Below are 24,815 nucleotides of genomic sequence, written 5' to 3' on the forward strand. Positions count from 1 at the left end.
GGTCCGGTCCGACCGGTTTCGGCATCCGGCCCGGATGCGTCAGACTGGTGTCTCGTGAGTGACTCCCCGCTGAACCCTGTGCCGATAGCCCGCGCCCGGGTGGTCCTGCTGTCCGGGCCCTCCGGTTCGGGGAAGTCCTCGCTGGCCGAGCGCAGCGGCCTGCCGGTGCTCCAGCTCGACGACTTCTACAAGGACGGGGACGACCCCACCCTCCCGCTGCTGCCCGACGGCGCGGTCGACTGGGACTCCCCGCTCGCCTGGCACCGCGAACAGGCCGTCGCCGCCATCCGCCGCCTGCACGAGACCGGCCGCGCCGACGTCCCGGTGTACTCGATCCCGGACAACGGCCGCGTCTCCACCCGGGTCCTGGACCTGGCCGGCGCCCCCGCGTTCATCGCCGAGGGCATCTTCGCCGCCGAGATCACCTCCGACTGCGCCGCCGAGGGCGTGCTGGGCGACGCGCTCTGCCTGCGCAACGGCGCCCTCACCACCGCCTGGCGCCGCCTGCGCCGGGACGTCCGCGAGGGCCGCAAGTCGCTGCCGGTGCTGCTGCGCCGTGGCTGGCGGCTGATGCGGGCCGAGCGGTCGATCGTCGGGCGCCAGGTCGGCCTGGGCGCCCACCCGTGCACCGGTCCGGAGGCGGACCGGCGGATCCGCGCGGCGGCCTCGCGGGAGCTGTCGGCGGTCTGAGCGCCGTCCGCCGCCGCCCGGGCCGCCGGTCCGGACAGGGGCGGTACCGCTGCCGAACCGCGGCGGACACGAACGAACGACGGGCCCGGTGCGTCTCCCCCGCACCGGGCCCGTCGCCTTCCCGGACGGCCGTAGGGCTCCCCCGGCTGCGCCGCTCCCCCGAGCCGGCGCCACCAGTCCCTGACCGTCCTCACCCGTCCCCCGACGGGAGTCCTCTGTGTTCCTCCGTGCCTACGGTCGTTACGCGACCAGCTCGCCGAACGCCCGGACGGTGTCGCCCGAGTTGTTCAGCTGCTCGTCGTCGCGCAGCCGGCGCAGCGCGCGCCAGATGCTGCTCTTGACCGTGCCGACGCTGATGCCGAGCACGTCGGCGATCTCCGGGTCGGTCTTGCCCTCGTAGTACCGCAGCACCAGCATGGTCCGCTGGTTCTCCGGCAGCTTGGCCAGCGCCTGCCAGAGCACGGCGCGCAGCTCGGTGCCGCCCATCGCGTCGGTGTCGCCGGCCGTCTCCGGCAGCTCCTCGGTCGGGTACTCGCTGACCTTGCGGCGCCGCCAGGCGGAGATGTGCAGGTTGGTCATGGTGCGGCGGAGGTAGCCCCCGACCGCGGCCTTGTCGGTGATCCGGCCCCAGGCCCGGTAGGTGCTGAAGAGCGCGCTCTGCAGCAGGTCCTCGGCCTCGTAGCGGTCACCGGTGAGGTGGTACGCCGTGGCGTACAGGGAGGCGCGGCGCTCGCGCACGTACGCGGTGAACTCCTTGGTGTGGTCCTCCGCGACGGCCGGGTGCTCCCCCTGCGCGCCTCCCTGTCCCGCCTCGGTGGTGCGGGCTGCTGCGGGGTTCAGCCGCAGCAGCGTCGCACCGGCGGCCTCGCGGCCGGCCGACTCCCCCGAGTCGGCCTTCCGCAGGCCGGTTCCCCCGATCCCCCTGGTTCCCCCGTTACCCCCCAGGGCGTCCTTGCCCTCGACGCGGACGGGGAGGATCCCCCGCAGCGTGAGGGTGTTGGCGGAGTCGACCGGACTCCCCATCCGGCCGATTCCGTACAGCTCCCCCTGCCTGCCGCCGCCGCTCACCCGGCATGCAGCAGTGTTTCCACCGGTGCTGTGTGCGCACCCCCGTACGATCACGGCACCGGAGGTCTCGTCGGTCCTGACCTCGTACCGGGTCCGGTGGGTGGTCGCTGAGGAACGCGCGGTGCGGTCAGCCGGGTTGGTCCGGGCCTGAAGCATGGCGTTCATCGTGCGCCCCCTTGGTCGGTACGAGCGGTTCCTGTTGCCGCCTTCCAGCCGGCCGGTTGGCCCGCTGTCCTGCGGCGACATGGAAAATCTTGCCCGCCGGTTGTGATGGCGCTGTCCGCCGACTGTCACAGGGGTGTCACAGGGGCGGGCCTTTCGTCCCGCACTCCCATCTGCCGTCACGGACGCCGGTAGCACGCATTCCGGTTCCCGGACGGCCGACGGGTGACGGGCCGGTCCGGGCCGGGGGGTGATTCGGCGCCCCGGGTGAGCCAGAATGAGGCCGTGCCTTTCCTCCTACTGATCGAGGACGACGACGCCATCCGCACCGGCCTCGAACTCGCCCTCACCCGCCAGGGCCACAAAGTGGCCACCGCCGCCTCCGGCGAGGACGGTCTGAGGCTCTTCAAGGAGCAGCGGCCGGACCTGATCGTGCTGGACGTCATGCTGCCCGGAATCGACGGCTTCGAGGTCTGCCGCCGCATCCGCCGGACCGACCAGCTGCCGATCATCCTGCTCACCGCCCGGTCCGACGACATCGACGTGGTCGTCGGCCTGGAGTCCGGTGCGGACGACTACGTGGTCAAGCCGGTGCAGCCGCGCGTCCTGGACGCCCGGATCCGGGCCGTGCTGCGCCGCGGCGAGCGGGAGAGCTCGGACTCCTCCGCGTACGGCAGCGTGGTGATCGACCGTGCGGCGATGACCGTCACCAAGGACGGCGAGGACCTCCAGCTCACCCCGACCGAACTGCGGCTGCTGCTGGAGCTGAGCCGCCGGCCGGGGCAGGCGCTCTCCCGGCAGCAACTCCTGCGGCTGGTCTGGGAGCACGACTACCTGGGCGACTCCCGCCTGGTGGACGCGTGCGTGCAGCGACTGCGGGCCAAGGTCGAGGACGTCCCCTCGGCGCCGACGCTGATCCGCACCGTGCGCGGGGTCGGCTACCGGCTGGACCCGCCCGCGTGACCGCCTCCGCCCGCCCGCTCTCCCTGATATCCCCTCCGATCCTCTGATCCTCCGGTTCGCAACGACAGGCTCCCGTGACTGACCATCAGACGACGACCCGCCGGTTCTCCTCGGGCCCGTGGCGGCGGCTGCGCTCCCTGCGGGTGCGGCTGATCGCGGTGTTCGCCGCGGTCGCGCTGCTCACCGCCGTCTCGGCCTCCGGCATCGCCTACTGGCTCAACCGGGACGCGGTCCTCAAGCGCGCCCAGGACACCGCGCTCAACGACTTCCGGGTCTCGCTCAGCCGCAACGTCTCCGAGCTGCCGTTGAACGCCACCTGCGCCGAACTGGCCCAGCTCGCCTCCAACGTCGCCAGCTCCGGCCTCAGTTACGAGGTGGTGGTCACCGACACCGCCCACCCGGAGTGCACCGCGTCCTCGGACCCGACGCGCTACACGCTCGCCAACGTCCCGGCCAAGCTGCAGGACATCGTCGCCAAGCAGCGCGACATCACCGAGAGCAACCCGTACCCGTACCACCTGTACTGGCAGCGGCAGAACCTGGAGGGCCGGCCGTATGTCATCGGCGGCACCAGGGTGGTGCCGACCGGCCCGACCGCGTACATGTTCAAGTCGCTGGAGAACGAGCGGGCCGACCTCAACACGCTCGGCTGGTCGCTGGCCATCGCCACGCTGCTGGCGCTGATCGGCTCGGCGCTGCTCGCCCAGGCCGCGTCCGCGACGGTGCTGCGCCCGGTCAAGCGCCTCGGCGAGGCCGCCCGGCAGCTCGGCGAGGGCCACCTGGACACCCGCCTTGAGGTCGAGGGGTCGGACGAACTCGCCGACCTGGCAAGGACGTTCAACCGCACCGCGGAGTCGCTCCACGAGCAGGTCGAGGAGCTGAGCGCGCGCGAGGCACAGAGCCGGCGGTTCGTCGCCGACATGTCGCACGAACTGCGCACCCCGCTGACCGCGATGACCGCCGTCACCGACATCCTGGAGGACGAGGCCGAGTCGCTGGACCCGATGATAGAACCGGCGGTGCGGCTGGTGGTCAGCGAGACGAGGCGCCTCTCCGACCTGGTGGAGAACCTGATGGAGGTGACCCGCTTCGACGCCGGCACCGCCAAGCTGGTCGCCGACGAGGTGGACATCGCCGACCTGATCATGTCCTGCATCGACGGCCGGGCCTGGTACGACGCGGTCGAGCTGGACGCCCCGCGCGGCGTCCGGGCCGTCGTCGACCCGCGCCGGCTGGACGTCGTCTTCGCCAACCTGATCGGCAACGCCCTCAAGCACGGCGGCTCGCCGGTGCGGGTGAAGGTCCGCGAGTCGGACGACGCCATCACGGTGGAGGTCTCGGACAGCGGGCCCGGCATTCCCGAGGACGTGCTGCCGCACGTCTTCGACCGGTTCTACAAGGCCGACAAGGGGCGGGCGCGTTCGGAGGGCAGCGGGCTGGGCCTGTCGATCGCGATGGCCAACGCACAGATCCACGGGGGGACGATCACGGCCGCCAACGGGGAGGTGGGGGCGGTGTTCACACTGACGCTGCCGTTGACCCCGCCTTCCCCGCCGGCCGCCGCTTCCGAGGAGAGTGCGCAGTGAGCGCCCGTTCGTTCCGTCTTCCCGCCTGCTGCGCCGTCGGCGCGGTGCTGCTGCTCGCGCTCGCCACCGGCTGCGGGATCCGCCCGACCCCCGTGCCGGTGGACGCGGGCGCGCCGGCCAGCCGGACCGCCTGCCCGACCGCGCCGCAGATACCCACCGCGCTGCCCACGCCCTCGCCCGCCGGGCCGACGGCGCCCGCGGCTCACGCCTCGGCCAAGGCGGGCGCGAAGCCGTCGCCCTCGCCGTCCGTCGTCTCCGCCTCGCCGGCGGACAACCCGTTCAGCGCGCTGCCGACGCCGTCGGCCCCGGTGTCCGCGACCTGCCGCTGACCCTGCGGGGCCGGTTCCGGCGGCCTCGCGGGCGTGCGTCGGAATGTTCACGCCCGCCGTGGAACCGCCGCGCCACCGGCTCACGTCCTTCCCCGCGTGCAGCGAGATGGCACCAGGACACGCGACGAGCGTTCCGGCGTGCGGACCGAGACCGGGCCGGCGGCGGCCGTCCACCGTTCCCTCCGCATGGCGGGCCTCCTGGGACTCACCCTCCACATGGTGCTGGCCGGCTGGCTCGTGCTGAGACCCCTGCCGGTCGCGTGGGTCTACGACGCCAACCTGACGCCGCTGGCCTCGCTCCACTTCTCCACCGCCGGGCAGGTCCTCGGGGAACTGCTGCTGCTGGCCCCGCTCGGCGTGCTGCTCCCGCTGGCCGGCGGCCGGATCCGGGCCCCCTGGCTGCCGTCCTTCCTCCGCACCACCGGCGCCTCGGCGCTGCTGGCCACCGCGCTGGAGTTCCTCTCCTCCTGGACGCCGGGGCACGTCCTGGACGTCGACCACATCCTGTTCGCCGTCGCCGGCGTGGCCGCCACCCACCTGGCCCTGGTGCCCGCCTCCCGCTCGCTCGCTCTCCACACCACCCGCCGCCCGGCGCCCCCGCCCCCGGCGCCCCCGCGCCCGGCCCAGGCCGCACCGGCCGCCGTCTACGCGGAGACGGTCTCCTCCTCCGGCCGCTGAGGGGTCACGCCCGCCCCCGCCCCGTCCTCGGCCGCCCGGTCCTCGGCCACCCGACCACCCGGCTACCGGCCGCCCGACCTCCCGGCCGTGCGGACCCGGCCGCCGACCTCGATCAGGCCGCCGGCCCGCACCGCCGTGGCGATCTGCGAGCCGAGCCCCTGGGTGATCGTCAGGTCGCGGCCCAGCTCCGCGGTCAGCAGCAGGGCGGCGGCCCCGGTCGCCTCGTCCTCGTCGATCCCGTCGCCGCGGCCCGGGAAGGCCCGCGCCCGGACGGTGCCGGCCGACTCGTCCTGCCAGGCCCAGGCGTAGATCCACTCGCCCGGCGGCGGCACCTCCAGGGCGTCCACCTCCGCGGCCGAGCCGTACTGCAGAGTCGTCCGCGCCGGAGCCCACTCCGGGCGCGCCGCGATCCGGGTGAACTCGCCGTCGTGGCGCACGCCGACCACACCGGCGGCGGTGACCAGCCGGTCCGCGCCGAGCAGCCAGGCCGCGCCGACGCACGGGTGGCCGGCGAAGGGGAGGCGGACCCCGGGCGTGTAGATGTCGATCGCGCCGCTCCCGGCGTCGTCCACGAAGACGGTCTCGCTGAAGCCGAGTTCGCGCGCGAACGCCAGCCGGTCCGCCTCGCCGGGGACGGCGGCGCCGTCGCGGACCACGCCGAGTTCGTTGCCGTGCGCGCCGTCGGGGCCGCAAAAGACACGAAGGACCTCATAGTCAGTCATCCGCCCACCCAACCACGGGTGTGGTGGGGATTCAGCAATGACTCCGTGACGAAAAGGCGGGGACGGATGTCGGCGCGTTCCAGTACTGTGCGCACTCGTCCCCATCAGCAGTTCTTCCTCACTCCCCACAGGAATGCCTCAGTGAATCTCGACTTCAGCGCCGAGCCCCTCTTCTCCTGGTACGTCGTCCTGCTGGCGATCAGCGGCATCGCGATGGTCGTCCTCGGCGCCATCAACCTCGGTGGCGGCCTGAGCGGCGGCTGGCGCGTCATCAACGTGCTGGCCGGTATGGCGTTCGCCGGCTACGCGTACTATCTGGCGTTCGTCTTCGAGGGCGGCGAGTACCGCATGTTCTTCCAGGCGTTCATCCTGCCGCTGCTGCTGATAGCCAACGCGGTGAAGGCGCTGCTGGCCCGCAGCGCGCCGGCCCCGCAGCCGGTCCCGACCGCGCCGTACAACCCGAACATGGCGTACAACCCCAACGCGCAGTACGACCCGAACGCCCCGCAGCAGCCCGACGCCCAGTACAACCCGTACGCCCAGTCGGCGCCCGTCCCGCCGCAGGGTGCCCCTGCCGCCCCGGTCGCCCAGCCCGGACAGCCCCAGGCCCCGCAGTACCCCCAGGCCCCGCAGTACCCCCAGGCGCCGCAGGCCCCGCAGGCCCCGCAGTACCCGGCCGGCTGACCTGCCCCGTCAGGGCGGGGAGTCCCCGCCACGCCGCCGGGCGCGGTGTCCCGCGGAGGCGCTCCGGCCGTTGCGCCGGGGCCGCGGCACGAAGCCGCGGCCCGCGGATCAGGGCGTGAGCCGGTGCAGGTCGCGGGGGAAGAGCGTGGTGCGGCGGACGTTGTCCGCTCCCGTCAGCCGTGCCGTCCACCGCTCCAGCTGAAGCCGTTCCCGCGCAGGTGGCGGGCCCACCGGCTCCCCCTCCGGCCGGGCGGGCCTCCGGGGTGCCCCCGAGGAGAACCCCTAGAACGGGTACTCCCTCCCGGTGAGGAACACCGGGGTCGGGATCGTCGTCCGGTGTGAGGATTCGGCGGCGGGCGGGGCGGAGCATGGAAGTACGCCGACCGGAGGGACCGGACCAGGCGCGAAGACCACGGAGTACGTCATGAGCCGCCTCGCCCGCCCCCGTCACAACCGCGTCATCGCCGGCGTCTGCGCCGGGATCGCCGAGCGCTTCGGCCTGACGCCCTGGACCGTCCGGATCATCTTCCTGGCCTCCTGCCTGCTGCCCGGCCCGCAGTTCCTGATCTATCTGGCGCTCTGGCTGGTGCTGCCCCAGGAGCCGTGAACCGGCGCCCGGAACGCCGAACGGGCCGTCCGCCCCGGGATCACCGGGTGCGCGGACGGCCCGTTCGGCCTGCGGGAGCGTCAGCCGCCGAGGCCGGGCAGCGGGAGGGCCTGGGTCAGCCCGCCGATCGGGGTCTTGTCCAGGCCCGGGACGCTCGGCACACCGGCGCGGGTGGCGGCGTCGCCGGCCGGGGCGGCGGCCTGGCCGGCGCTCGGGCTAAGGGTGCCGAGGGTGCCGGCGACCTTGTCACCGCCGGGCAGCTTGCTCGCGGTGTCGACGACGGCGCCGGTGACGGCGGGGTTGCTCACCGCGCCGGTGGGAAGCCCGAGGCCGCCGGCGGCGGCGGGGTCGGCGGACGCGCTGCCGACGCCGACCGCCGCGATGGCGATGCCGAGCACGGCGGTGCCGGCGGCCTTGAGACTGGCCTGCTTCATGTTCGTCCCCTTGGATCCTCGTCGGTGGCCGACATTCACGGCAGGCGGCGGGTTCCGCCGCCACGGCCGGTCGGCGATGACTGGCACACCGTAGTGATTGGATCGCACGAGGATCAAAGGCGGTTAACCCACACGAGCGGTAAGTCAGATGAACGCCAACGCCCTTACGGGACAAAGGCGTTCATCCGACCCCATCGCACGCTCTCAGGCGCCGGCGCTGAACAGCCACTCGGCCTTGAGTTCGGCGTAGCCCGGCTTGATCACGTCGTTGATCATCGCCAGCCGCTCGTCGAACGGCAGGAACGCCGACTTCATCGCGTTCACCGTGAACCACTCCATGTCGCCCAGCGTGTAGCCGAACGCCTCCACCAGGTGCCCGAATTCGAGGCTCATGCTGGTGCCGCTCATCAGCCGGTTGTCGGTGTTGACCGTCACCCGGAACTTCAGCCGGCTGAGCAGCCCGATCGGGTGCTCGGCGTACGAGGTGGCCGCCGCGGTCTGGAGGTTGGAGGTCGGGCACATCTCCAGCGGGATGCGCTTGTCGCGCACGTACGCGGCCAGCCGGCCGAGCTCGACGCTGCCGTCCTCGTTCACCGTGATGTCGTCGACGATGCGGACACCGTGGCCGAGCCGGTCGGCGCCGCAGCACTGCAGGGCCTCCCAGATCGACGGCAGGCCGAACGCCTCGCCCGCGTGGATCGTGAAGTGGTTGTTCTCGCCCTTGAGGTAGTCGAAGGCGGCCTGGTGGCGGGTGGGAGGGTAGCCCGCCTCGGCGCCGGCGATGTCGAAGCCGACGACGCCCTGGTCGCGGTGGCGGTTGGCCAGCTCGGCGATCTCCTGCGAGCGCGCGGCGTGGCGCATCGCGGTGATCAGGGTGCCGATCCGGATGCGGTGGCCGGCGGCGCGGGCGTTGGCCTCGCCGAGGCGGAAGCCCTCCTGGACGGCCTCGACGACCTCGTCGAGGGTGAGGCCGGCCTCCAGGTGCTGCTCGGGGGCGTAGCGGACCTCGGCGTAGACGACGCCGTCGGCGGCCAGGTCCTCGGCGCAGTCGGCGGCGACCTTGATCAGGGCCTCGCGGGTCTGCATGACGGCGCAGGTGTGCGCGAAGGTCTCCAGGTAGCGGACCAGCGAGCCGGAGTCGGCGGCCTCGCGGAACCACTCACCGAGTGCCTTCGGGTCCGTGGTGGGCAGGCCCTCGTAGCCGACCGCGGCGGCCAGCTCGACGATGGTCTCGGGCCGGAGCCCGCCGTCGAGGTGGTCGTGCAGGAGCACCTTCGGGGCGCGGGCGATCTGGTCGGGCGTGGGGATCCGGGGGCCGGTGCCCACGGTGGTGACGGGGATCTGGTTCTCCATTGCGGGAGTGTAGCTCCTACGCGCGTAGACTGGCCACACCCCACACGGCCGGTTCGGCCAATGTGCACCCTGAATTCCACCGAAGGGGCGAGCCGCGCCGCACCGACCTCGCAGGCCGAGCCGTCCGGCCCTCGTGAACCACGCCGTCCGGCCCCGTCCGCGACGCCGCCCAACGCTCGGGCGTGTTGCCGCACCCGGCCCTCGGACGTGCTGCAGCAACCGACCCTCGGACGTGCTGCAGCAACCGACCCTCAGTCGTGCTGCAGCAACCGACCGCGCCGGGACAGCACGAAGTCCCGGAACGCCGCCACCGGCGGGGTCATCGGCCGGCCCGCCGCCCACGCCAGGCCGATCGCCCGCCTGGTCCGCGGCGCCGTCACCTCCAGCTCCACCACCCCGGGCCGCGGCACCAGCGCGGGCGGCAGCAGCGCCACCCCCAGCCCGGCCGCGACCAGCCCCCGCAGCGTCTCCGCCTCCTCCCCCTCGAACGCGATCCGCGGCACGAAGCCGGCCTCCGCGCAGAACCCGTCGGTGATCGCCCGCAGCCCGTACCCGCGCTCCAGCCCGACGAAGGGGTCGTCCGCCACCTCCGCCAGCCGGATCCGCCGCCGCCCGGCCAGCCGGTGGTCGGCCGGAACCACCAGGTGCAGCCGCTGCTCGTCCAGCGGGCGGGCCACCAGCGCCGGATCGTCGTCCGGCACCGGGGCGACCAGGCAGAGGTCCAGCTCACCGGCGCGCAGCCGCTCCAGCATCGCGCCGACGTAGTCCTGCACCAGCTGGAACCGCACCTGCGGGTGCGCCGCCCGGAAGCCCCGCAGCAGCGCCGGCACCGCGTCCGTCCCCATCGTGTGCAGAAAGCCGAACGCCACCCGCCCGGCCGCCGGGTCCGCCTCCGCCCGGGCCGCCTCGGCGCCGCGCTCGACCTCGGCCAGCGCCCGCTCCACCGAGGCCAGCAGCAGTCGGCCGGCCCGCGTCAGCCGGACCGTCCGCCCCTGACGGGCCAGCAGGTCCACGCCCAGCTCGGCCTCCAGCCGGGCCACCGCCCGGGACAGCGTCGGCTGCGGCATGCCCAGCACCGCGGCCGCCTGCGTCACGTGCTCCAGCCTGGCCACCGCCGCGAACTGGGCCAGCCGGGGCGCCAGTTGGACGGCCGGCAGCTCCGAGCCCAGCTCGGCCAGCCGGTGCGGGAGCTCGAACCCCTCGGCACCGCCCGTTCCCTCCGTCACTGTTCCCCACCCTCACCGCGACGACCTCTGCTCATACCCTGACGCATGCATTATCGACGGATCATGCATTGGACGCATCAGCGGCGGCGGTCCTAACGTCGACGTCATGCAGCCCTCCAGTACCGGGGCATCCGTGGCCACTCCGGATGCCCTCGCCCAGCCGTCCCCACTCCCCGCCGGCGCCGACGGCCGCCACCGCGACGACCGCCACCGCCCCGGGCAGCGCGCCTTCCGCCGCGCCAACCTCGCGCTCTTCGCCGCCGGTATCGCGACCTTCGTCCTCCTCTACTCCACCCAGGGCCTGCTGCCGGTCCTCTCGGCCGACCTCGACCTCACCCCCGGCCAGGCCAGCTGGACGGCCTCCGCCGCCACTCTCGGCCTCGCCCTCGCCCTGCTGCCGGCCAGCGCGCTCTCCGACCGGTACGGGCGCACCGCGGTCATGACGGCCTCCACGCTCGCCGCCTCCGCCCTCGCGCTGGCCCTGCCGTTCGCCCCGGACCTCACCACCCTGGTCGTCCTCCGCGTCCTCCAGGGCGCCGCACTCGCCGGGCTGCCCGCCACCGCGATGGCCTACCTCGCCGAGGAGGTCCACCCCAGCGCGCTCGCCTCCGCGATGGGCCTGTACGTCGCGGGCAACAGCATCGGCGGCATGGGCGGCCGGCTGGTCTCCGGCTGGGTGGCCGCCGGCTTCGGCTGGCGCTGGGGCCTCGCCGCCTCCGCCGCGCTCGCCCTGCTCGCCGCGCTGGCCTTCCGGCTGCTGATCCCCGCCGCCCGCCACTTCACCCCGGCCCCGGTGGACGCCCGCGCCCTCGCCCGCACGGTCGGCCGCCACCTGAGCAACCCGCTGCTGGTCCGGCTGTACGCGCTCGGGCTGCTCTTCATGGCCGTGTTCGGCGCGGTCTACAACACCGTCGGCTACCGCCTGATCTCCGCGCCGTTCCACCTGCCGGAGTCGGTCGCCGCCTCGATCTTCGTGGTCTACCTGGTCGGCACCGGTACCTCGGCCGCCGCCGGCCGCCTCTCCGGGCGCCTCGGCCGCCGCGGCGCCCTCTACGTCTCCATCGGCGTGACCGCCGCCGGTCTGCTGCTCTCCCTGGCCGGCTCGCTGCCCTGCGCCCTGCTCGGCCTGGTCCTGATCACCGCCGGCTTCTTCGCCGGCCACGCCACCGCCTCCTCGGCGGTCGGCCGCACCGCCACCGAGGGCCGCGCCCAGGCCTCCGCGCTCTACCTGATCGCCTACTACCTGGGCAACAGCCTGGGCGGGACGGTCGGCGCCGACGCCTACCACTCCACCGGCTGGCCCGGCGCGGCCGCCGTCGGCCTCACCGCCATGACCCTCGCCGCGGGCGTCACCCTCTACGCCACCCGGCAGGCCCACACCGCCCGCCGCAGCGTCCGGGCCGTCCACTGACGGCATCTCACGGCGGATACCTGACGCACGGTGTCAGGTATCCGCCGTAGTTTTCCCCTCGTCCCGCCAGACCGACCAGAGGAACCCGACATGGCCACCTTCGTCCTCGTCCCCGGCATGCTGCACGGCGCCTGGTGGTACCGGCCCCTCACCGACGGGCTGCGGGCGGCCGGGCACGACGTCTACCCCCTGACGCTGACCGGGGTGAGCGAGCGCGGGCACCTGAACAACGCGGCGGTCAACCTGGACACCCACATCCAGGACGTGCTGGCGACGCTGGAGGCCGAGCAGCTGACCGACGTGGTGCTGGTCGGGCACAGCTACGGCGGGATGGTCCTCTCCGGGGTGGCCGACCGGGCGCCGGAGCGGATCGGGGCGCTGGTGTACGCGGACGCCTTCGTGCCGCGCAGCGGCGAGTCGGCCTACCGGATCGTCAACGAGGTCTGGAAGCAGCGCTACCTGGCCGGCGCCGCGGCGGGCAACGGCTCCACCGTGGTCGGCCTGAGCCCCTTCCTCGACCCGCGTGCCACCGTCCACCCGCTGGCCAGCCTGTTCCAGCCGGTCACCCTCACCGGCGCGGCCGAGAGCGTCACCCGCCGCGTCTACATCCACGCAGAGCGCTTCGAGGACACCCCGTTCCTGGAGACCGTCGACCGTGTCCGCGACGACCCGGCGTGGAGCGTGCACACCCTCCCGGTCGGCCACGACCTGATCCGCGAGGCCCCCGAGGAGTTCCTCAAGATCGCCCTCGCCGCGGCCGGATGACGAGCACCCCGGCGGTCGGCGGCCGCCGATACACTCCGGAACATGAGCATCGATCCTGCTGTGTACGCCCGGTTGCGTGAGATCGCGGATCAGCTGCCGCAGGTGCCGGGGATAGGGAAGATCGAGATCGCCGACGGCGAGATCGTCATGATGATGTCGCCCGTCAAACGACACGAGCTAGCGGTGCTGCGGATCGCCCGGCAGCTCAACGCCCAGCTCCCGCACACGCACCCCGGGTATGTCGCCCACCCCGGCGCCGACTTGGAGGACATCGGGCTCGGTCGGCTGCGCAACCCGGATCTGATGGTGTTCCCCGAAGCGGTCCTCGACGACGACGAAGCCGCAATCCTCCCCCATGAGGTGCTTCTGGTCGTCGAGATCGTCTCCAAGTCCAACCCCGAGAACGACTACCGCGACAAGGTCCGCGACTACGCGGCCATGGGTATCCCGCTCTACCTGCTCGTGGACCCACGCAAGGGCACCGGCATCATCCACGACGAACCCGGCTACGCCCGCCGCAAGGAGTTCGTCTTCGGCGACACGATCGCCGTCGGCGCCTGGACCCTCGACACCAGCGTCCTGCGCACGTACGCCTGACCGGCCGTACGTGCGCAGGACGGATGATCAGGCGATCCGGTCCAGCACGATCGGGTTCGGGGTGAACGCCGTACCGGCCGGGGAGACCTCGATGCCGCCGGTGAGGGCCTCGATGGCGTAGTCGTAGCGCTCGGGGGTGTCGGTGTGCAGGGTCAGCAGGGGCTGGCCCGCCACCACGGTGTCGCCGGGCTTGGCGTGCATCTCGACGCCGGCGCCGGCCTGCACCGGGTCCTCCTTGCGGGCGCGGCCGGCGCCGAGGCGCCAGGCGCACACGCCGACGGCGTACGCGTCCAGCGTGGTGAGGACGCCCGAGGCCGGGGCGGGGATGACGTGCTGCTCGCGGGCGACCGGCAGCGGGGCGTCGACGTCGCCGCCCTGGGCGGCGATCATGCGGCGCCAGTGGTCCATCGCGGAGCCGTCGCGCAGGGCGTCGGCCGGGTCCTTGCCGTGCACGCCGGCCGCGGCGAGCATCTCGCGGGCCAGGGCGAGGGTCAGCTCGACGACGTCGGCGGGGCCGCCGCCGGCCAGCACCTCGACGGACTCGCGGACCTCCAGCGCGTTGCCCGCGGTGAGGCCGAGCGGGGTGGACATGTCGGTGAGCAGGGCGACGGTGTTGACGCCGGCCGAGGTGCCGAGGCCGACCATGGTGCGGGCCAGCTCGCGGGCGTTGTCCAGGTTCTTCATGAAGGCGCCGGAGCCGACCTTGACGTCCAGGACCAGCGCGCCGGTGCCCTCGGCGATCTTCTTGGACATGATCGAGGAGGCGATCAGCGGGATCGCCTCGACCGTGCCGGTGACGTCGCGCAGCGCGTACAGCTTCTTGTCGGCGGGGGCGAGGCCGTCGCCGGCCGCACAGATCACCGCGCCGGTGTCGTGCAGCACCTGGAGCATCTCCTCGTTGGAGAGCAGGGCGCGCCAGCCGGGGATGGACTCCAGCTTGTCGAGGGTGCCGCCGGTGTGGCCGAGGCCGCGGCCGGAGAGCTGCGGGACGGACGCGCCGCAGGCGGCGACGAGCGGGGCGAGCGGCAGGGTGATCTTGTCGCCGACGCCGCCGGTGGAGTGCTTGTCACTGGTGGGCTGGGCCAGCGAGGAGAAGTCCATCCGGACGCCGGAGCGGATCATCGCGTCGGTCCAGCGGCTGATCTCGCGCAGGTTCATGCCGTTGAGCAGGATGGCCATGGCCAGGGCGGACATCTGCTCGTCGGCGACGTCGCCGCGGGTGTAGGCGTCGATGACCCAGTCGATCTGAGCGTCGCTCAGCTCTCCGCGGTCGCGCTTGGTCCTGATGACGGAGATGGCGTCCATGGCTGCTCCATTGCTACCGGAGGGGTTCGAAAGAGCTTCGGGAAGCTCTGGAAAGCTGTGAAAAGCGAAGAGTGTCGGGGGGGGGGGGGGGGGGGGGGGGGGGGGGGGCGCGCCCCCGGGGCCCCCCCCCCCCCCCCCCGGCGGCCCCCCCCCCCCCCCCCCCCGCCCCGCCCGCCCCCCCCCCCCCCCCCCCCCCCCCCCCCCCCCCCCCCCCCCCCCCCCCCCCCCCCCCCCCCCCGACACTCTACGCGCGTAACAAAGGCAAAGACTAGAGCCGCTCCGGCCCGAACGCGTCGGGCAGGACCTCGCTCATCGGCTTCACGCCGGACGGCAGCTCGATCAGCAGCTCCGGCCCGCCGTGCTCGTACAGCAGCTGGCGGCAGCGCCCGCACGGCATCAGCAGTCGGCCGTCCCCGTCCACACAGGTGAACGCGGTCAGCCGCCCGCCGCCGCTCGCGTACAGCGCGGAGACCAGGCCGCACTCGGCGCAGAGGCCGAGCCCGTACGAGGCGTTCTCCACGTTGCAGCCGGTGACCACCCGGCCGTCGGCCACCAGGGCGGCCGCGCCCACCGGGAACTTGCTGTAAGGGGCGTAGGCGTGGGTCATCGCCTCCCGCGCCGCCGCGCGCAGCGCCTCCCAGTCGACCTCCGGGGCCGCGGACGTCACTTGCCCTGACCCTTGCGGTAGATCTGGCCGTCGGCCTTCGGCGGCCGCAGCCGCTGCGAGGCCAGCGAGAGCACCACCAGGGTGATCACGTACGGCGTGGCCACGATCAGCGGACGCTGCACCTCGTCGGTGGTCGCGTACCAGACGAAGAGGCCGCCGGAGACCACGAAGGTGATGACCGCGGAGGTCAGCTTCCGGCGGTAGACGTTCCAGAGCGCCAGCAGGAGCATCGCGATCGCGACGACCAGGATCAGCACGTGCACCGACCCCGGGTCGCGCAGCTGGAGGCTGTCGGTGAAGCCGAACAGGCCGGCGCCCATGGCGAGGCCGCCGGGCATCCAGTTGCCGAAGATCATCGCCGCGAGGCCGATGAAGCCTCGGCCGTTGGTCTGGCCGTCCTTGTAGAAGTGCGCCGCGACCAGCGAGAGGTACGCGCCGCCGAGGCCCGCGAAGGCGCCGGAGGCGATGACCGCGAGGTACTTGTACTTGTAGACGTTGACGCCCAGCGACTCGGCCGCTGTCGGGTTCTCACCGCAGGAGCGCAGGCGCAGACCGAACACGGTGCGCCAGAGGGCGAAGTAGCTGACCACGATCAGCGCGCCGGCCAGCACCACGACGACCGAGATGTTGGTGACCAGACCGCCGAGCACGCCGGCCACGTCGGAGACCAGGAACCAGTGGTGGCCCTCGATGTCCTTCAGACCGGAGGAGAGGCCGGGGATGGTGATGTACGGCAGCGGATCGGCCGGCGGGGACTGGTTCGCGCCGGCACCGACGGAGATGTAGTCCTTGTAGTAGATCCGGTTGACGTACGCGCAGATACCGGGGATCAGCAGGTTGACGCCGACACCGGAGACGATGTGGTCGACGCCGAAGGTCACGGTGATGACGGCGTGCAGCAGACCGCCGAGCGCGCCGCCGATCATGCCGGCCACCAGGCCGAACCAGGGGTTGACCAGGTAGCCGCCCCAGGCGCCGCAGAAGGTGCCGGCGACCATCATGCCTTCGAGGCCGATGTTGACCACGCCGGCCCGCTCGGACCAGAGACCACCCAGACCGGCCATGCCGATCGGCACGGCGGCGCTGAGCGCGGCGGTGACCTGTCCGGAGGAGGTCAGCGAGTGGTTGCCGGTGGCCATGCCCACGGCGGAGAACAGCACCAGGGCGCCCGCGATCAGCAGCAGCACCACCGGCCAGGACAACTTGCGCTTCTTCGCGGGAGCGCCCTGCGCCTTCGCGCGGGCAGCGGTGGCCGTGCTCATGCGGACACCTCCTTCTTGACGTTGGCCGCGGCCTGGGCGGCGAGTTCGGCGCCCACCTTCTGCTGCTGGCGCTTGAGGCCGTAGCGGCGCACCAGCTCGTAGGCGACGACGACGCAGATGACGATGGTGCCCTGCATGACCGGGACGATCTCGAACGGGAAGCCGCCCTGGAGCGGCAGCTGCGAGCCGGTGGCGTCCAGGAAGGCGAACAGCAGGGCGGCGAAGGCCATGCCGATCGGGCTGTTGCGGCCCAGCAGGGCGACCGAGATGCCGAGGAAGCCGAGGCCGCCCTGGAAGCTCTGGCCGAAGTTGTACGAGTTCTGCAGCAGCTCGGGCAGGCCGATCAGGCCGGCCAGCCCACCGGAGACCACCATCGAGGTGACGACCATGCGCTTGACGTTCACGCCGGACGCGGTGGCCGCGGTCTCCGAGCGGCCGGTGGCGCGCAGGTCGAAGCCGAAGCGGGTGCGGGTCAGGGTGAACTGGAAGGCCACGCCGACCAGGATCGCGATGAAGAGGAAGCCGTAGAGCGGCCCGCCATCGGTGTTGATCGAGAAGAAGTGGCTGGACTCCGAGACCGGGGCGGTCTGGATCGAGTTACTGGTGCCGCTCTTCTCCGGCGCGAAGATGCCGGGGACGAGCAGCAGACCCACGATGGCGACCGCGATGGCGTTCAGCATGATGGTCGAGATGACCTCGCTGACGCCGCGGAAGACCTTCAGCAGACCGGCGATGCTCGCGTACAGGCCACCGACCAGCATGGCGGTGATCAGCAGCAGCGGGATCTGGATGAACGACGGCAGGTCGAGCCGGCTGCCGACGAACGCCGCGAACAGTGCCGCGACCTTGTACTGGCCCTCGACACCGATGTTGAAGAGGTTCATCCGGAAGCCGAAGGCGGCGGCCGCGGCGGCCAGGTAGTACGTGGTGGACCGGTTGAGGATGGCCACCTGACCGTCCGACTTGGTGGCGTACGTGATCATCACGTTCCAGGCGTCGAACGGGTTCTTGCCCGAGGTCGCCAGGAGCACCGAACAGATCGCGACGGAGAGCAGCACGGCGAGCACCGGAGCTGCGAGGGCGAGCACGATCTTCTCGCCGTCGAACCGCTGCGCGAAGGTGCGCTTGGCGGCGGGGTTGGGACTGGTCATGTGGCTACTCCCCCGCCTGCGGGTCGGCGGTGTCGGTGGGGGTGTCGGACGGAGTGCCGTCCTCGGCTGCGGCAGCCTCGGTGCCCTCCGCGCTGAGCGCGTGGAACTGGTCCACCGCATCGGCGTCGGACTCGATGTGGCCGCGGGCCGCACCGGTCATCGCGGTACCCAGGTCCTCGGCGGTGACGGTGGCCGGGTCGGCGTCGGCGACCAGACGGCCGCGGTAGATCACCCGGATGGTGTCGGAGAGGCCGATCAGCTCGTCCAGGTCGGCCGAGATCAGCAGGACGGCCAGGCCGGCCCGCTGGGCGACCCGGATGTGCTCCCAGATCTGCGCCTGCGCGCCGACGTCCACACCACGGGTGGGGTGGGCGGCGATCAGCAGCTTGGGGTCATGGCTCATCTCGCGGCCGATGATCAGCTTCTGCTGGTTGCCGCCGGAGAGCGACGCCGCGGTGACCTCGATGCCGGGGGTGCGGACGTCGAACTCCTCGACGATCCGCTGGGTGTCCTTGCGGGCACCGGCCGGGTCGAGCAGCACGCCCTTGGAGTTCGGGGTCTCGGTGACGTGGCCGAGGATCCGGTTCTCCCAGAGCGGGGCCTCCAGCAGCAGGCCGTGCCGGTGGCGGTCCTCGGGGATGTAGCCGATGCCGGCCTCGCGGCGGGCCCGGGTGAGCGAGCCGGAGAGGTCCTTGCCGTCCAGGGTGATCGTCCCGCCGTCCAGCGGGAGCATGCCCATGATGGCCTCGACCAGTTCGGCCTGGCCGTTGCCCTCGACGCCGGCGATGCCGAGGATCTCGCCCTTGTGGATGCGCAGCGAGATGTCGTCCAGCACCACGCGCTCGATGCCCTCGGCGTCGGTCTTGGCGATCCGCAGGGCCTCGACGTCGAGCATCGCGTCGGTGGTGACGGTGGACTCGCGGCTCTCCGGGGAGGGCAGCTCGGCGCCGACCATCATCTCGGCGAGCTGGCGCGCGGTGACGTTGCCCGGGTCGGCGTCGCCGACCGTGGTGCCGCGCCGGATGACGCTGATCGCGTCCGCCACCGAGAGCACCTCGTGCAGCTTGTGCGAGATGAAGATGACGGTGACGCCCTCGGCCTTGAGCTCCCGCAGGTTGTCGAAGAGCGCGTCGACCTCCTGCGGGACCAGCACGGCGGTGGGCTCGTCGAGGATCAGGATCTTGGCGCCGCGGTAGAGCACCTTGAGGATCTCGACGCGCTGGCGGTCGGCGACGCCGAGGTCCTCGACCAGGACGTCCGGGCGCACGCCCAGCCCGTACTGGTCGGAGATCTCCTTGATCTTCGCCTTCGCCTTGGCACCGATGCCGTGGAGCTTCTCGCCGCCGAGGACGACGTTCTCCCAGACGGTGAGGTTGTCGGCGAGCATGAAGTGCTGGTGCACCATGCCGATGCCGCGCGCGATCGCGTCACCCGGGGTGTTGAACTCGCACAGTTCGCCGTTGATCGCGATGGTGCCCTCGTCCGGCTTCTGCATGCCGTAGAGGATCTTCATCAGCGTCGACTTGCCGGCGCCGTTCTCACCCATGAGGGCGTGCACGGTGCCGGTGCGGACGGTGAGGTTGATGTCGTGGTTGGCCACGACGCCGGGGAAGCGCTTGGTGATGCCGCGCAGTTCGACGGCCGGTGTCGCCGTCCCCGCGCTGGGGGTACCGCCCTTGCTGAGGGCGGGGTCGGATGCGGTGATGGCGATCTCCTGGTGGTCTGGAGGCGCGTCGTTGCGCTGGAGGGCCAAGAAAAAACGGTGAGGTACAGGACGGGGCCCGGGGGTGCGCACTGAGCGCACCCTGCCGGGCCCCTCCCTGATGCTGTGTCAATCATTGCGCTGCCGGGCAGGTGGCAGCGGCAGCGACGTCCCGCTGCGCCCTTACTTGGCGGGCGCGGTCGGAACGGTGGTGGCACCCGAGGTGATCGCCTTGGAGGCCTCGTCGAGCTTGCCCTTGATGTCGTCGATCTTGCCGCCGGTGGTGGCGAGCGAGACGCCGTCGGCCTTCAGGTCGAAGTTCTTCACACCGGTGAAGGGGGAGCCCTTCTTGGCCGACTCGATGTAGGCGTAGACGGCCTTGTCGACGTTCTTCACCATGGAGGTGAGGATGCTGTTCTTGTACTTCGCCAGGGCCGGCTGGGCGGCCTGGTCGGAGTCGACGCCGATGGCGTACGCGCCCTGCTTGTTGGAGACGGCCTCGATGGCGCCGTTGCCGGAGGAGCCGGCGGCGGAGTAGATGACGTCCGCACCCTTGTCCAGCTGGCCCTGCGCGGCCTCCTTGCCCTTGTCGGGCGAGTTGAAGCCGGAGAAGTCCGGGGGCGTGGTCAGGTAGGTGGTCTCGATCGCGATGTTCGGGTCGACGGACTTCACACCCGCGACGTAACCGGCCTCGAACTTCTTGATCAGCTCGGACTGCACACCGCCGATGAAGCCGACGTGCTTGGCCTTCGACTTGAGGGCGGCGGCCACACCGGCCAGGTACGAGCCCTCCTGCTCCGAGAACGTCAGCGAGGTGACGTTGCTGGGCTGGGTGTCGGAGGCCGAGTCGATGATCGCGAACTTGGTGTTCGGGTTCTCCTTGGCGACCTTCTCGACCGCGGCCTGGTACACGAAGCCGACGGCGATGATCGGGTTGTACCCGGAGGTGACCAGGTTCTTGAGCCGGGTCTCCTTGTCGGCCTCGGCCTCACCGGTCTTGGCGTCGGCCTCGGTGACGGCGACGCCCAGGTCGGCCTTGGCCTTGTCGAGACCGCGGGCGGCCGAGTCGTTGAACGACTGGTCGCCACGGCCGCCGATGTCGTAGGCCATACCGACCTTCAGGCTGCCCTCGGATGCGCCCGAGGAGGCGTTGGTGTCGTTGCTCTTTGCGCCGCAAGCGGCGAGCGAGGCAATGCCCAGGGAACCCGAGAGCACAACCGCGGCGAGCTTAGTTGAACGGCGCAAGGGAGTATCTCCTTCTCACACGCACCCGATTAGCGTGGTCGGACGCCACCGTAACGCGCGTAGAACACGGTTGGGTTACGGGCCGCCGGAGCATTCGGGTTGTTATCAAACCGTGGTCTGACAACCCTCCCGGCGCCCCTCTCCCTCACGCACAGGTGATCGGAACTGGCCCGGCCCAGTTTACGTAACCGGATGTAAAGCCTGAATTCCGACAAACCGGGCATCGGTGAGACCTACGACCCTTCCACCGGACGCACGTCCGCCCCCGCTCCCAGCGCCAGTGCCGCGAACAGCTCCACGCCGATCCCGATCGCCCGCTCGTCCACGTCGAACCGGCCCTGGTGCAGGTCACGCACGGTGGCATCACCGGGGGCGCGGACGCCGAGGCGGGCCAGCGCGCCCGGGGCGTGCTCCAGGTACCAGGAGAAGTCCTCACCACCCAGGCTCTGCTCGGTGTCCTCCACCACCTGGCGGCCGTCCTGCCCGAACCGGGCCGTCATGGCGGCCTCCAGCAGGCCCACCGAGACCGCCTCGTTGACCACCGGCGGCACCCCGCGGTGATAGTCGAGCGTCCACTTGGCCCGGTAGGTCTCGGCCAGCTTGGCGATCAGCTCGTGCAGCAGGTCCGGCGCCTCGCGCCAGCCGTCCAGCTCCAGGCAGCGGACGGTGCCCTCCAGCTCGGCGTGCTGCGGGATCACGTTGGGCGCGGAGCCGGAGGCGATCCGGCCCCAGACCAGGCTGACTCCCCAGCGCGGGTCCATCCGGCGGCCCAGCGCGGCCGGCAGGTCCGCGGCCATCCGCGCGATCGCGGTCACCAGGTCGGTGGTCAGGTGCGGGCGGGCGGTGTGGCCGCCGGGGCCGTCCAGGTGGAGCACCAGCCGGTCGCAGGCCGAGGTGATCGCCCCGGTGCGCAGCCCGATCCGGCCGGCCTCCACCTTGGGGTCGCAGTGCACCGCGAAGATCCGGCCGACGCCGTCCATCCCGCCGGCGTTGATCACGTCCAGCGCCCCGCCCGGCATGACCTCCTCGGCCGGCTGGAAGACCAGGCGGACCGGGCGCCGCAGCTCGCCGGTGCGGGCGGCCTCCGCCAGCACCAGGGCGGTGCCCAGCACCACCGAGGTGTGCACGTCGTGGCCGCAGGCGTGGGCCCGGCCGGGGACGGTCGAGCGGTAGGGCACGTCCGTCTTGGCGTCGTCGATCGGCAGCGCGTCGATGTCGGCGCGGAAGGCCAGGAACTCGGTGCCGGGCGCGGTCCCGTCCGGGACGATGTCGACGGTCATGCCGGTGCCGCCGGGCAGCACCCGGGGGGCCAGACCGGCCGCCGTCAGCCGGTCGCGCAGCAGGCCGGTGGTGCGGAACTCCTGGCGGCCCAGTTCCGGGTGCCGGTGCAGATCGCGGCGGAAGGCGATCAGCTCGGGCTCCAGCGCTCTGACCCTGCCCCGCAGGTCTGCGGCGGGGCGGGAAGCGGTGAGAGTGACGGCCGGCTGGGCGGGGTCAGGACGGTTCATCTCAACAAGGGTAGGCCTGTTGGGGGGATTTGGCCCGACTTCCCCGAAAGTAGTCCCCGGATGGGCGCATAGCGGCCGAGCAGGTGGGTATGACATCTCGTTTCAGCCGCCTTCCCCGGGTTGCGTGCCCTGTGCAACGACCGCCCGCGCCGGCGGTCACGGGCGCCACGTGACAGCAGTGTGACGATCCTTCAGAACCGCTCGCTCGGCGCGTACGTCCCCCACACCTCGCGCAGCGCGTCGCAGACCTCGCCGAGCGTGGCCCGGGCGGCCAGCGCCTCCCTCATCGGGTACAACACGTTGTCCCGCCCCTCGGCCGCCCGGCGCAGCGCGCCGAGCGCGCGGGCGACCGCCCGGGAGTCGCGCCCGGCCCGCAGCCGGGCCAGCCGCCCGGCCTGGCGGGCCTCGATCGCCGGATCCACCCGCAGCGGCTGGTACGGCTCCTCGGCGTCCAGCCGGAAGCGGTTGACGCCGACGACCGTCCGCTCACCGGAGTCGGTCTCCTGCTGGACGCGGTAGGCGGTGCGCTCGATCTCGGCCTTCTGGTAGCCCGCCTCGATCGCGGCCACCGCACCGCCCAGGTCCTCGATCCTCGCCATCAGGGCGAGGGCGGCGGCCTCCACCCCGTCGGTCAGCGACTCCATCACGTACGAACCGGCGAAGGGATCGACGGTGGCGGTCACGTCGGTCTCGTGGGCGAGCACCTGCTGGGTGCGCAGCGCCAGCCGGGCGGCCTTCTCGGTGGGCAGGGCGATCGCCTCGTCGAAGCTGTTGGTGTGCAGCGACTGGGTGCCGCCGAGCACCGCGGCCAGGGCCTGCACCGAGACCCGGACCAGGTTGACCTCGGGCTGCTGCGCCGTCAGCTGCACCCCCGCGGTCTGGGTGTGGAAGCGGAGCATCTGCGACCGCGGGTCCTTCGCGCCGAACTCCTCGCGCATGACACGGGCCCAGATCCGTCGGGCGGCGCGGAACTTGGCCACCTCCTCCAGGAGCGTCGTGCGGGCCACGAAGAAGAAGGAGAGCCGCGGCGCGAAGTCGTCCACCGCCATGCCGGCCGCGACGGCGGTGCGCACGTACGCGATGCCGTTGGCGAGGGTGAAGGCGATCTCCTGTGCGGGGTCGGCCCCGGCCTCGGCCATGTGGTAGCCGGAGATCGAGATGGTGTTCCAGCGGGGGATCTCGGCCCGGCAGTACCGGAACACGTCGGCGACCAGCCGCAGCGAGGGCACCGGCGGGAAGATGTAGGTGCCGCGGGCGATGTACTCCTTCAGGACGTCGTTCTGCACGGTGCCGGTCAGCCGAGCCGGCGGGACGCCCTGGGCCTCGCCGACCAGTTGGTAGAGGAGCAGCAGCAGGGCCGCGGGCGCGTTGATGGTCATGGAGGTGGAGACCTCGCCCAGCGGGATGCCGTCGAAAAGGACGCCCATGTCCTCGACGCTGTCGATCGCGACCCCGACCTTGCCGACCTCGCCGGACGCGATCCGGGCGTCCGAGTCGTAGCCCATCTGGGTGGGCAGGTCGAAGGCGACCGAGAGGCCGGTGCCGCCGCCCGCGATCAGCTGCCGGTAGCGGGCGTTGGACTCGGCCGCGGTGCCGAAGCCCGCGTACTGGCGCATCGTCCACGGCCGGCCGGTGTACATCGTCGGGTAGACGCCCCGGGTGTACGGGTACTCCCCCGGCTTGCCGAGGCGCTCCTGCGGGTCCCAGCCGGCCAGGGCCTCGGGGCCGTAGAGCGGTTCGACGGGGAGACCGGACTCGGTGCGGCGTGGCTCGGCTGCCATGGTGTCCTCCGCGGGGATCGGCGGGGCGGTGCGCTCGTCCCTTCGCAATCTAGGCGGTGGCGAGCGGCGCCGACACCGTTGAGATGATCGGGTGAGCGACCGAAGAGCTTCCGACCCCCCACGCTTCCGAGGAGTGGCAATGACCGAACAGAAGGTGGCCGTGGTCACCGGTGCGAGCAGCGGAATCGGCGCGGCGACCGCCCGCCGGCTCGCCGCCGAGGGCTTCGACGTGGTGCTGACCGCCCGCCGGACCGACCGGATCGAGGCACTGGCCAAGGAGATCGGCGGCCGGGCGTACACCCTGGACGTCACCGACCGGGCCGCCGTGGACGCCTTCGCGGCCGGGATCGGCCGGGTGGACGTCCTGGTCAACAATGCCGGCGGCGCCATCGGCGCGGAGCCGGTGGAGACCGGCGACCCGGCCGACTGGCTGGCGATGTTCCAGGTGAACGTGCTCGGCGTGCTGCACATGACCCAGGCGCTGCTGCCGGCGCTGCGGGCGAGCGGCGACGGCACCGTGCTGGTGCTCTCCTCCACCGCCGCGCTGGCCGCGTACGAGGGCGGCGGCGGCTACGTGGCGGCCAAGCACGCGGCGCACACCATCGCGGCCACGCTGCGGCTGGAGCTGTGCGGCGAGCCGATCCGGGTGATCGAGATCGCGCCGGGCATGGTGAAGTCCGAGGGCTTCGCGGTCACCCGGTTCCGGGGCGACGAGGAGAAGGCGGCCGCCGTGTACGCGGGCGTCGCCGAGCCGCTGACCTCGGAGGACGTCGCGGACACCGTCGCCTGGGCGGTCACCCGGCCCTCGCACGTCAACATCGACCTGCTGGTGGTGCGCCCGCGCGCCCAGGCCGCCAACCACAAGGTCCACCGGGCCTGACGCCGGACGCGGGCAGCGCGGGGGGCCGTGATCGGACGT

24 protein-coding genes are annotated in these 24,815 nt (G+C 72.4%); 11 read left to right on the forward strand and 13 right to left on the reverse strand.

All coding sequences use genetic code 11. The annotated features are described in order from the left end of the window. Positions 1-54 precede the first annotated feature (54 nt). The gene (locus ACZ3YO_RS15205) at positions 55-690 is read left to right on the forward strand and encodes an ATP-binding protein (RefSeq protein ID WP_396321360.1); all 636 of its coding nucleotides are present in this window, start codon (positions 55-57) and stop codon (positions 688-690) included. A gap of 240 nt (positions 691-930) precedes the next feature. Here the strand turns inward: ACZ3YO_RS15205 and ACZ3YO_RS15210 are convergent, their stop codons facing one another. Beyond that, on the reverse strand, positions 931-1,713 hold the full coding sequence (locus ACZ3YO_RS15210) for a SigE family RNA polymerase sigma factor (RefSeq protein WP_465569360.1): 783 nt from the start codon (positions 1,711-1,713) through the stop codon (positions 931-933). Positions 1,714-2,205: 492 nt separating this feature from the next. Between ACZ3YO_RS15210 and ACZ3YO_RS15215 the strand changes: the two genes are divergently transcribed. The 4 genes from ACZ3YO_RS15215 to ACZ3YO_RS15230 all read left to right on the forward strand — a co-directional run bounded on the left by ACZ3YO_RS15215 (position 2,206) and on the right by ACZ3YO_RS15230 (position 5,476). Beyond that, the gene (locus ACZ3YO_RS15215) at positions 2,206-2,883 is read left to right on the forward strand and encodes a response regulator transcription factor (RefSeq protein WP_148644494.1); all 678 of its coding nucleotides are present in this window, start codon (positions 2,206-2,208) and stop codon (positions 2,881-2,883) included. 74 nt (positions 2,884-2,957) lie between these two features. Next, positions 2,958-4,469 (forward strand): ATP-binding protein, encoded by a 1,512-nt coding sequence (locus ACZ3YO_RS15220; RefSeq protein WP_465569362.1) that lies wholly within the window; start codon positions 2,958-2,960, stop codon positions 4,467-4,469. Beyond that, positions 4,466-4,798 carry a hypothetical protein gene (locus ACZ3YO_RS15225; RefSeq protein WP_465569364.1) on the forward strand — a complete coding sequence of 111 codons (333 nt, stop codon included), beginning with the start codon at positions 4,466-4,468 and terminating at the stop codon, positions 4,796-4,798. The genes ACZ3YO_RS15220 and ACZ3YO_RS15225 overlap by 4 nt, the downstream gene beginning before the upstream one ends. Positions 4,799-4,984: 186 nt before the next feature. Continuing rightward, positions 4,985-5,476, forward strand: a complete 492-nt coding sequence (locus tag ACZ3YO_RS15230) for a VanZ family protein (RefSeq protein WP_465569365.1) — start codon at positions 4,985-4,987, stop codon at positions 5,474-5,476. Between the two features lie 62 nt (positions 5,477-5,538). Here ACZ3YO_RS15230 and ACZ3YO_RS15235 read toward each other — a convergent pair whose 3' ends face one another. After that, complete coding sequence (locus ACZ3YO_RS15235) at positions 5,539-6,198, reverse strand: PhzF family phenazine biosynthesis protein (RefSeq protein WP_465569367.1); 660 nt, start codon at positions 6,196-6,198, stop codon at positions 5,539-5,541. A gap of 141 nt (positions 6,199-6,339) precedes the next feature. Here ACZ3YO_RS15235 and ACZ3YO_RS15240 point away from each other — a divergent pair, with 141 nt between their 5' ends. Next, positions 6,340-6,882 carry a hypothetical protein gene (locus ACZ3YO_RS15240; protein ID WP_465569369.1) on the forward strand — a complete coding sequence of 181 codons (543 nt, stop codon included), beginning with the start codon at positions 6,340-6,342 and terminating at the stop codon, positions 6,880-6,882. A gap of 424 nt (positions 6,883-7,306) precedes the next feature. Further along, a complete protein-coding gene (locus tag ACZ3YO_RS15245) occupies positions 7,307-7,489 on the forward strand; it encodes a PspC domain-containing protein (protein WP_396321369.1) in 183 nt (60 codons plus the stop codon). 80 nt (positions 7,490-7,569) lie between these two features. Here ACZ3YO_RS15245 and ACZ3YO_RS15250 read toward each other — a convergent pair whose 3' ends face one another. The 3 genes from ACZ3YO_RS15250 to ACZ3YO_RS15260 form a co-directional block, all read right to left on the reverse strand. After that, positions 7,570-7,923 carry a hypothetical protein gene (locus tag ACZ3YO_RS15250; protein WP_465569372.1) on the reverse strand — a complete coding sequence of 118 codons (354 nt, stop codon included), beginning with the start codon at positions 7,921-7,923 and terminating at the stop codon, positions 7,570-7,572. Between the two features lie 204 nt (positions 7,924-8,127). Then, on the reverse strand, positions 8,128-9,276 hold the full coding sequence (locus ACZ3YO_RS15255; protein ID WP_465551031.1) for an adenosine deaminase: 1,149 nt from the start codon (positions 9,274-9,276) through the stop codon (positions 8,128-8,130). A 251-nt stretch (positions 9,277-9,527) separates the two neighbouring features. Beyond that, the gene (locus ACZ3YO_RS15260) at positions 9,528-10,454 is read right to left on the reverse strand and encodes a LysR family transcriptional regulator (RefSeq protein ID WP_465569613.1); all 927 of its coding nucleotides are present in this window, start codon (positions 10,452-10,454) and stop codon (positions 9,528-9,530) included. A 154-nt stretch (positions 10,455-10,608) separates the two neighbouring features. Here ACZ3YO_RS15260 and ACZ3YO_RS15265 point away from each other — a divergent pair, with 154 nt between their 5' ends. The 3 genes from ACZ3YO_RS15265 to ACZ3YO_RS15275 all read left to right on the forward strand — a co-directional run bounded on the left by ACZ3YO_RS15265 (position 10,609) and on the right by ACZ3YO_RS15275 (position 13,275). Beyond that, positions 10,609-11,913, forward strand: coding sequence for an MFS transporter (locus ACZ3YO_RS15265; protein ID WP_465569374.1), 1,305 nt, complete (start codon positions 10,609-10,611; stop codon positions 11,911-11,913). A 90-nt stretch (positions 11,914-12,003) separates the two neighbouring features. After that, complete coding sequence (locus tag ACZ3YO_RS15270) at positions 12,004-12,678, forward strand: alpha/beta fold hydrolase (RefSeq protein WP_465569376.1); 675 nt, start codon at positions 12,004-12,006, stop codon at positions 12,676-12,678. Positions 12,679-12,720: 42 nt separating this feature from the next. Next, positions 12,721-13,275, forward strand: a complete 555-nt coding sequence (locus tag ACZ3YO_RS15275) for a Uma2 family endonuclease (RefSeq protein WP_396321374.1) — start codon at positions 12,721-12,723, stop codon at positions 13,273-13,275. Positions 13,276-13,302: 27 nt separating this feature from the next. Here the strand turns inward: ACZ3YO_RS15275 and ACZ3YO_RS15280 are convergent, their stop codons facing one another. The 8 genes from ACZ3YO_RS15280 to ACZ3YO_RS15315 form a co-directional block, all read right to left on the reverse strand. Next, a complete protein-coding gene (locus tag ACZ3YO_RS15280) occupies positions 13,303-14,580 on the reverse strand; it encodes a thymidine phosphorylase (protein ID WP_465569378.1) in 1,278 nt (425 codons plus the stop codon). Between the two features lie 268 nt (positions 14,581-14,848). Then, the gene (locus ACZ3YO_RS15285) at positions 14,849-15,247 is read right to left on the reverse strand and encodes a cytidine deaminase (protein WP_396321376.1); all 399 of its coding nucleotides are present in this window, start codon (positions 15,245-15,247) and stop codon (positions 14,849-14,851) included. After that, positions 15,244-16,509, reverse strand: a complete 1,266-nt coding sequence (locus ACZ3YO_RS15290; protein WP_465569380.1) for an ABC transporter permease — start codon at positions 16,507-16,509, stop codon at positions 15,244-15,246. The genes ACZ3YO_RS15285 and ACZ3YO_RS15290 overlap by 4 nt, the downstream gene beginning before the upstream one ends. Further along, complete coding sequence (locus ACZ3YO_RS15295) at positions 16,506-17,660, reverse strand: ABC transporter permease (RefSeq protein WP_465569382.1); 1,155 nt, start codon at positions 17,658-17,660, stop codon at positions 16,506-16,508. Before ACZ3YO_RS15295 ends, ACZ3YO_RS15290 begins: the two co-directional genes overlap by 4 nt. Before the next feature lie 4 nt (positions 17,661-17,664). Next, positions 17,665-19,206, reverse strand: a complete 1,542-nt coding sequence (locus ACZ3YO_RS15300) for an ABC transporter ATP-binding protein (RefSeq protein ID WP_465569614.1) — start codon at positions 19,204-19,206, stop codon at positions 17,665-17,667. Positions 19,207-19,545: 339 nt separating this feature from the next. Next, the gene (locus ACZ3YO_RS15305; RefSeq protein ID WP_465569385.1) at positions 19,546-20,607 is read right to left on the reverse strand and encodes a BMP family lipoprotein; all 1,062 of its coding nucleotides are present in this window, start codon (positions 20,605-20,607) and stop codon (positions 19,546-19,548) included. A 233-nt stretch (positions 20,608-20,840) separates the two neighbouring features. Continuing rightward, positions 20,841-22,115: an amidohydrolase gene (locus tag ACZ3YO_RS15310; RefSeq protein WP_465569387.1), complete on the reverse strand. Its 1,275-nt coding sequence runs from the start codon at positions 22,113-22,115 to the stop codon at positions 20,841-20,843. A gap of 191 nt (positions 22,116-22,306) precedes the next feature. Beyond that, the gene (locus ACZ3YO_RS15315) at positions 22,307-23,896 is read right to left on the reverse strand and encodes an acyl-CoA mutase large subunit family protein (protein ID WP_465569389.1); all 1,590 of its coding nucleotides are present in this window, start codon (positions 23,894-23,896) and stop codon (positions 22,307-22,309) included. Between the two features lie 139 nt (positions 23,897-24,035). On the opposite strand from ACZ3YO_RS15315, the gene ACZ3YO_RS15320 reads away from it, so the two are divergent. Continuing rightward, the gene (locus ACZ3YO_RS15320; protein ID WP_396321382.1) at positions 24,036-24,776 is read left to right on the forward strand and encodes an SDR family oxidoreductase; all 741 of its coding nucleotides are present in this window, start codon (positions 24,036-24,038) and stop codon (positions 24,774-24,776) included. The last annotated feature ends 39 nt before the right edge of the window (positions 24,777-24,815 follow it).

Source organism: Kitasatospora sp. NPDC022785 (assembly GCF_055561295.1).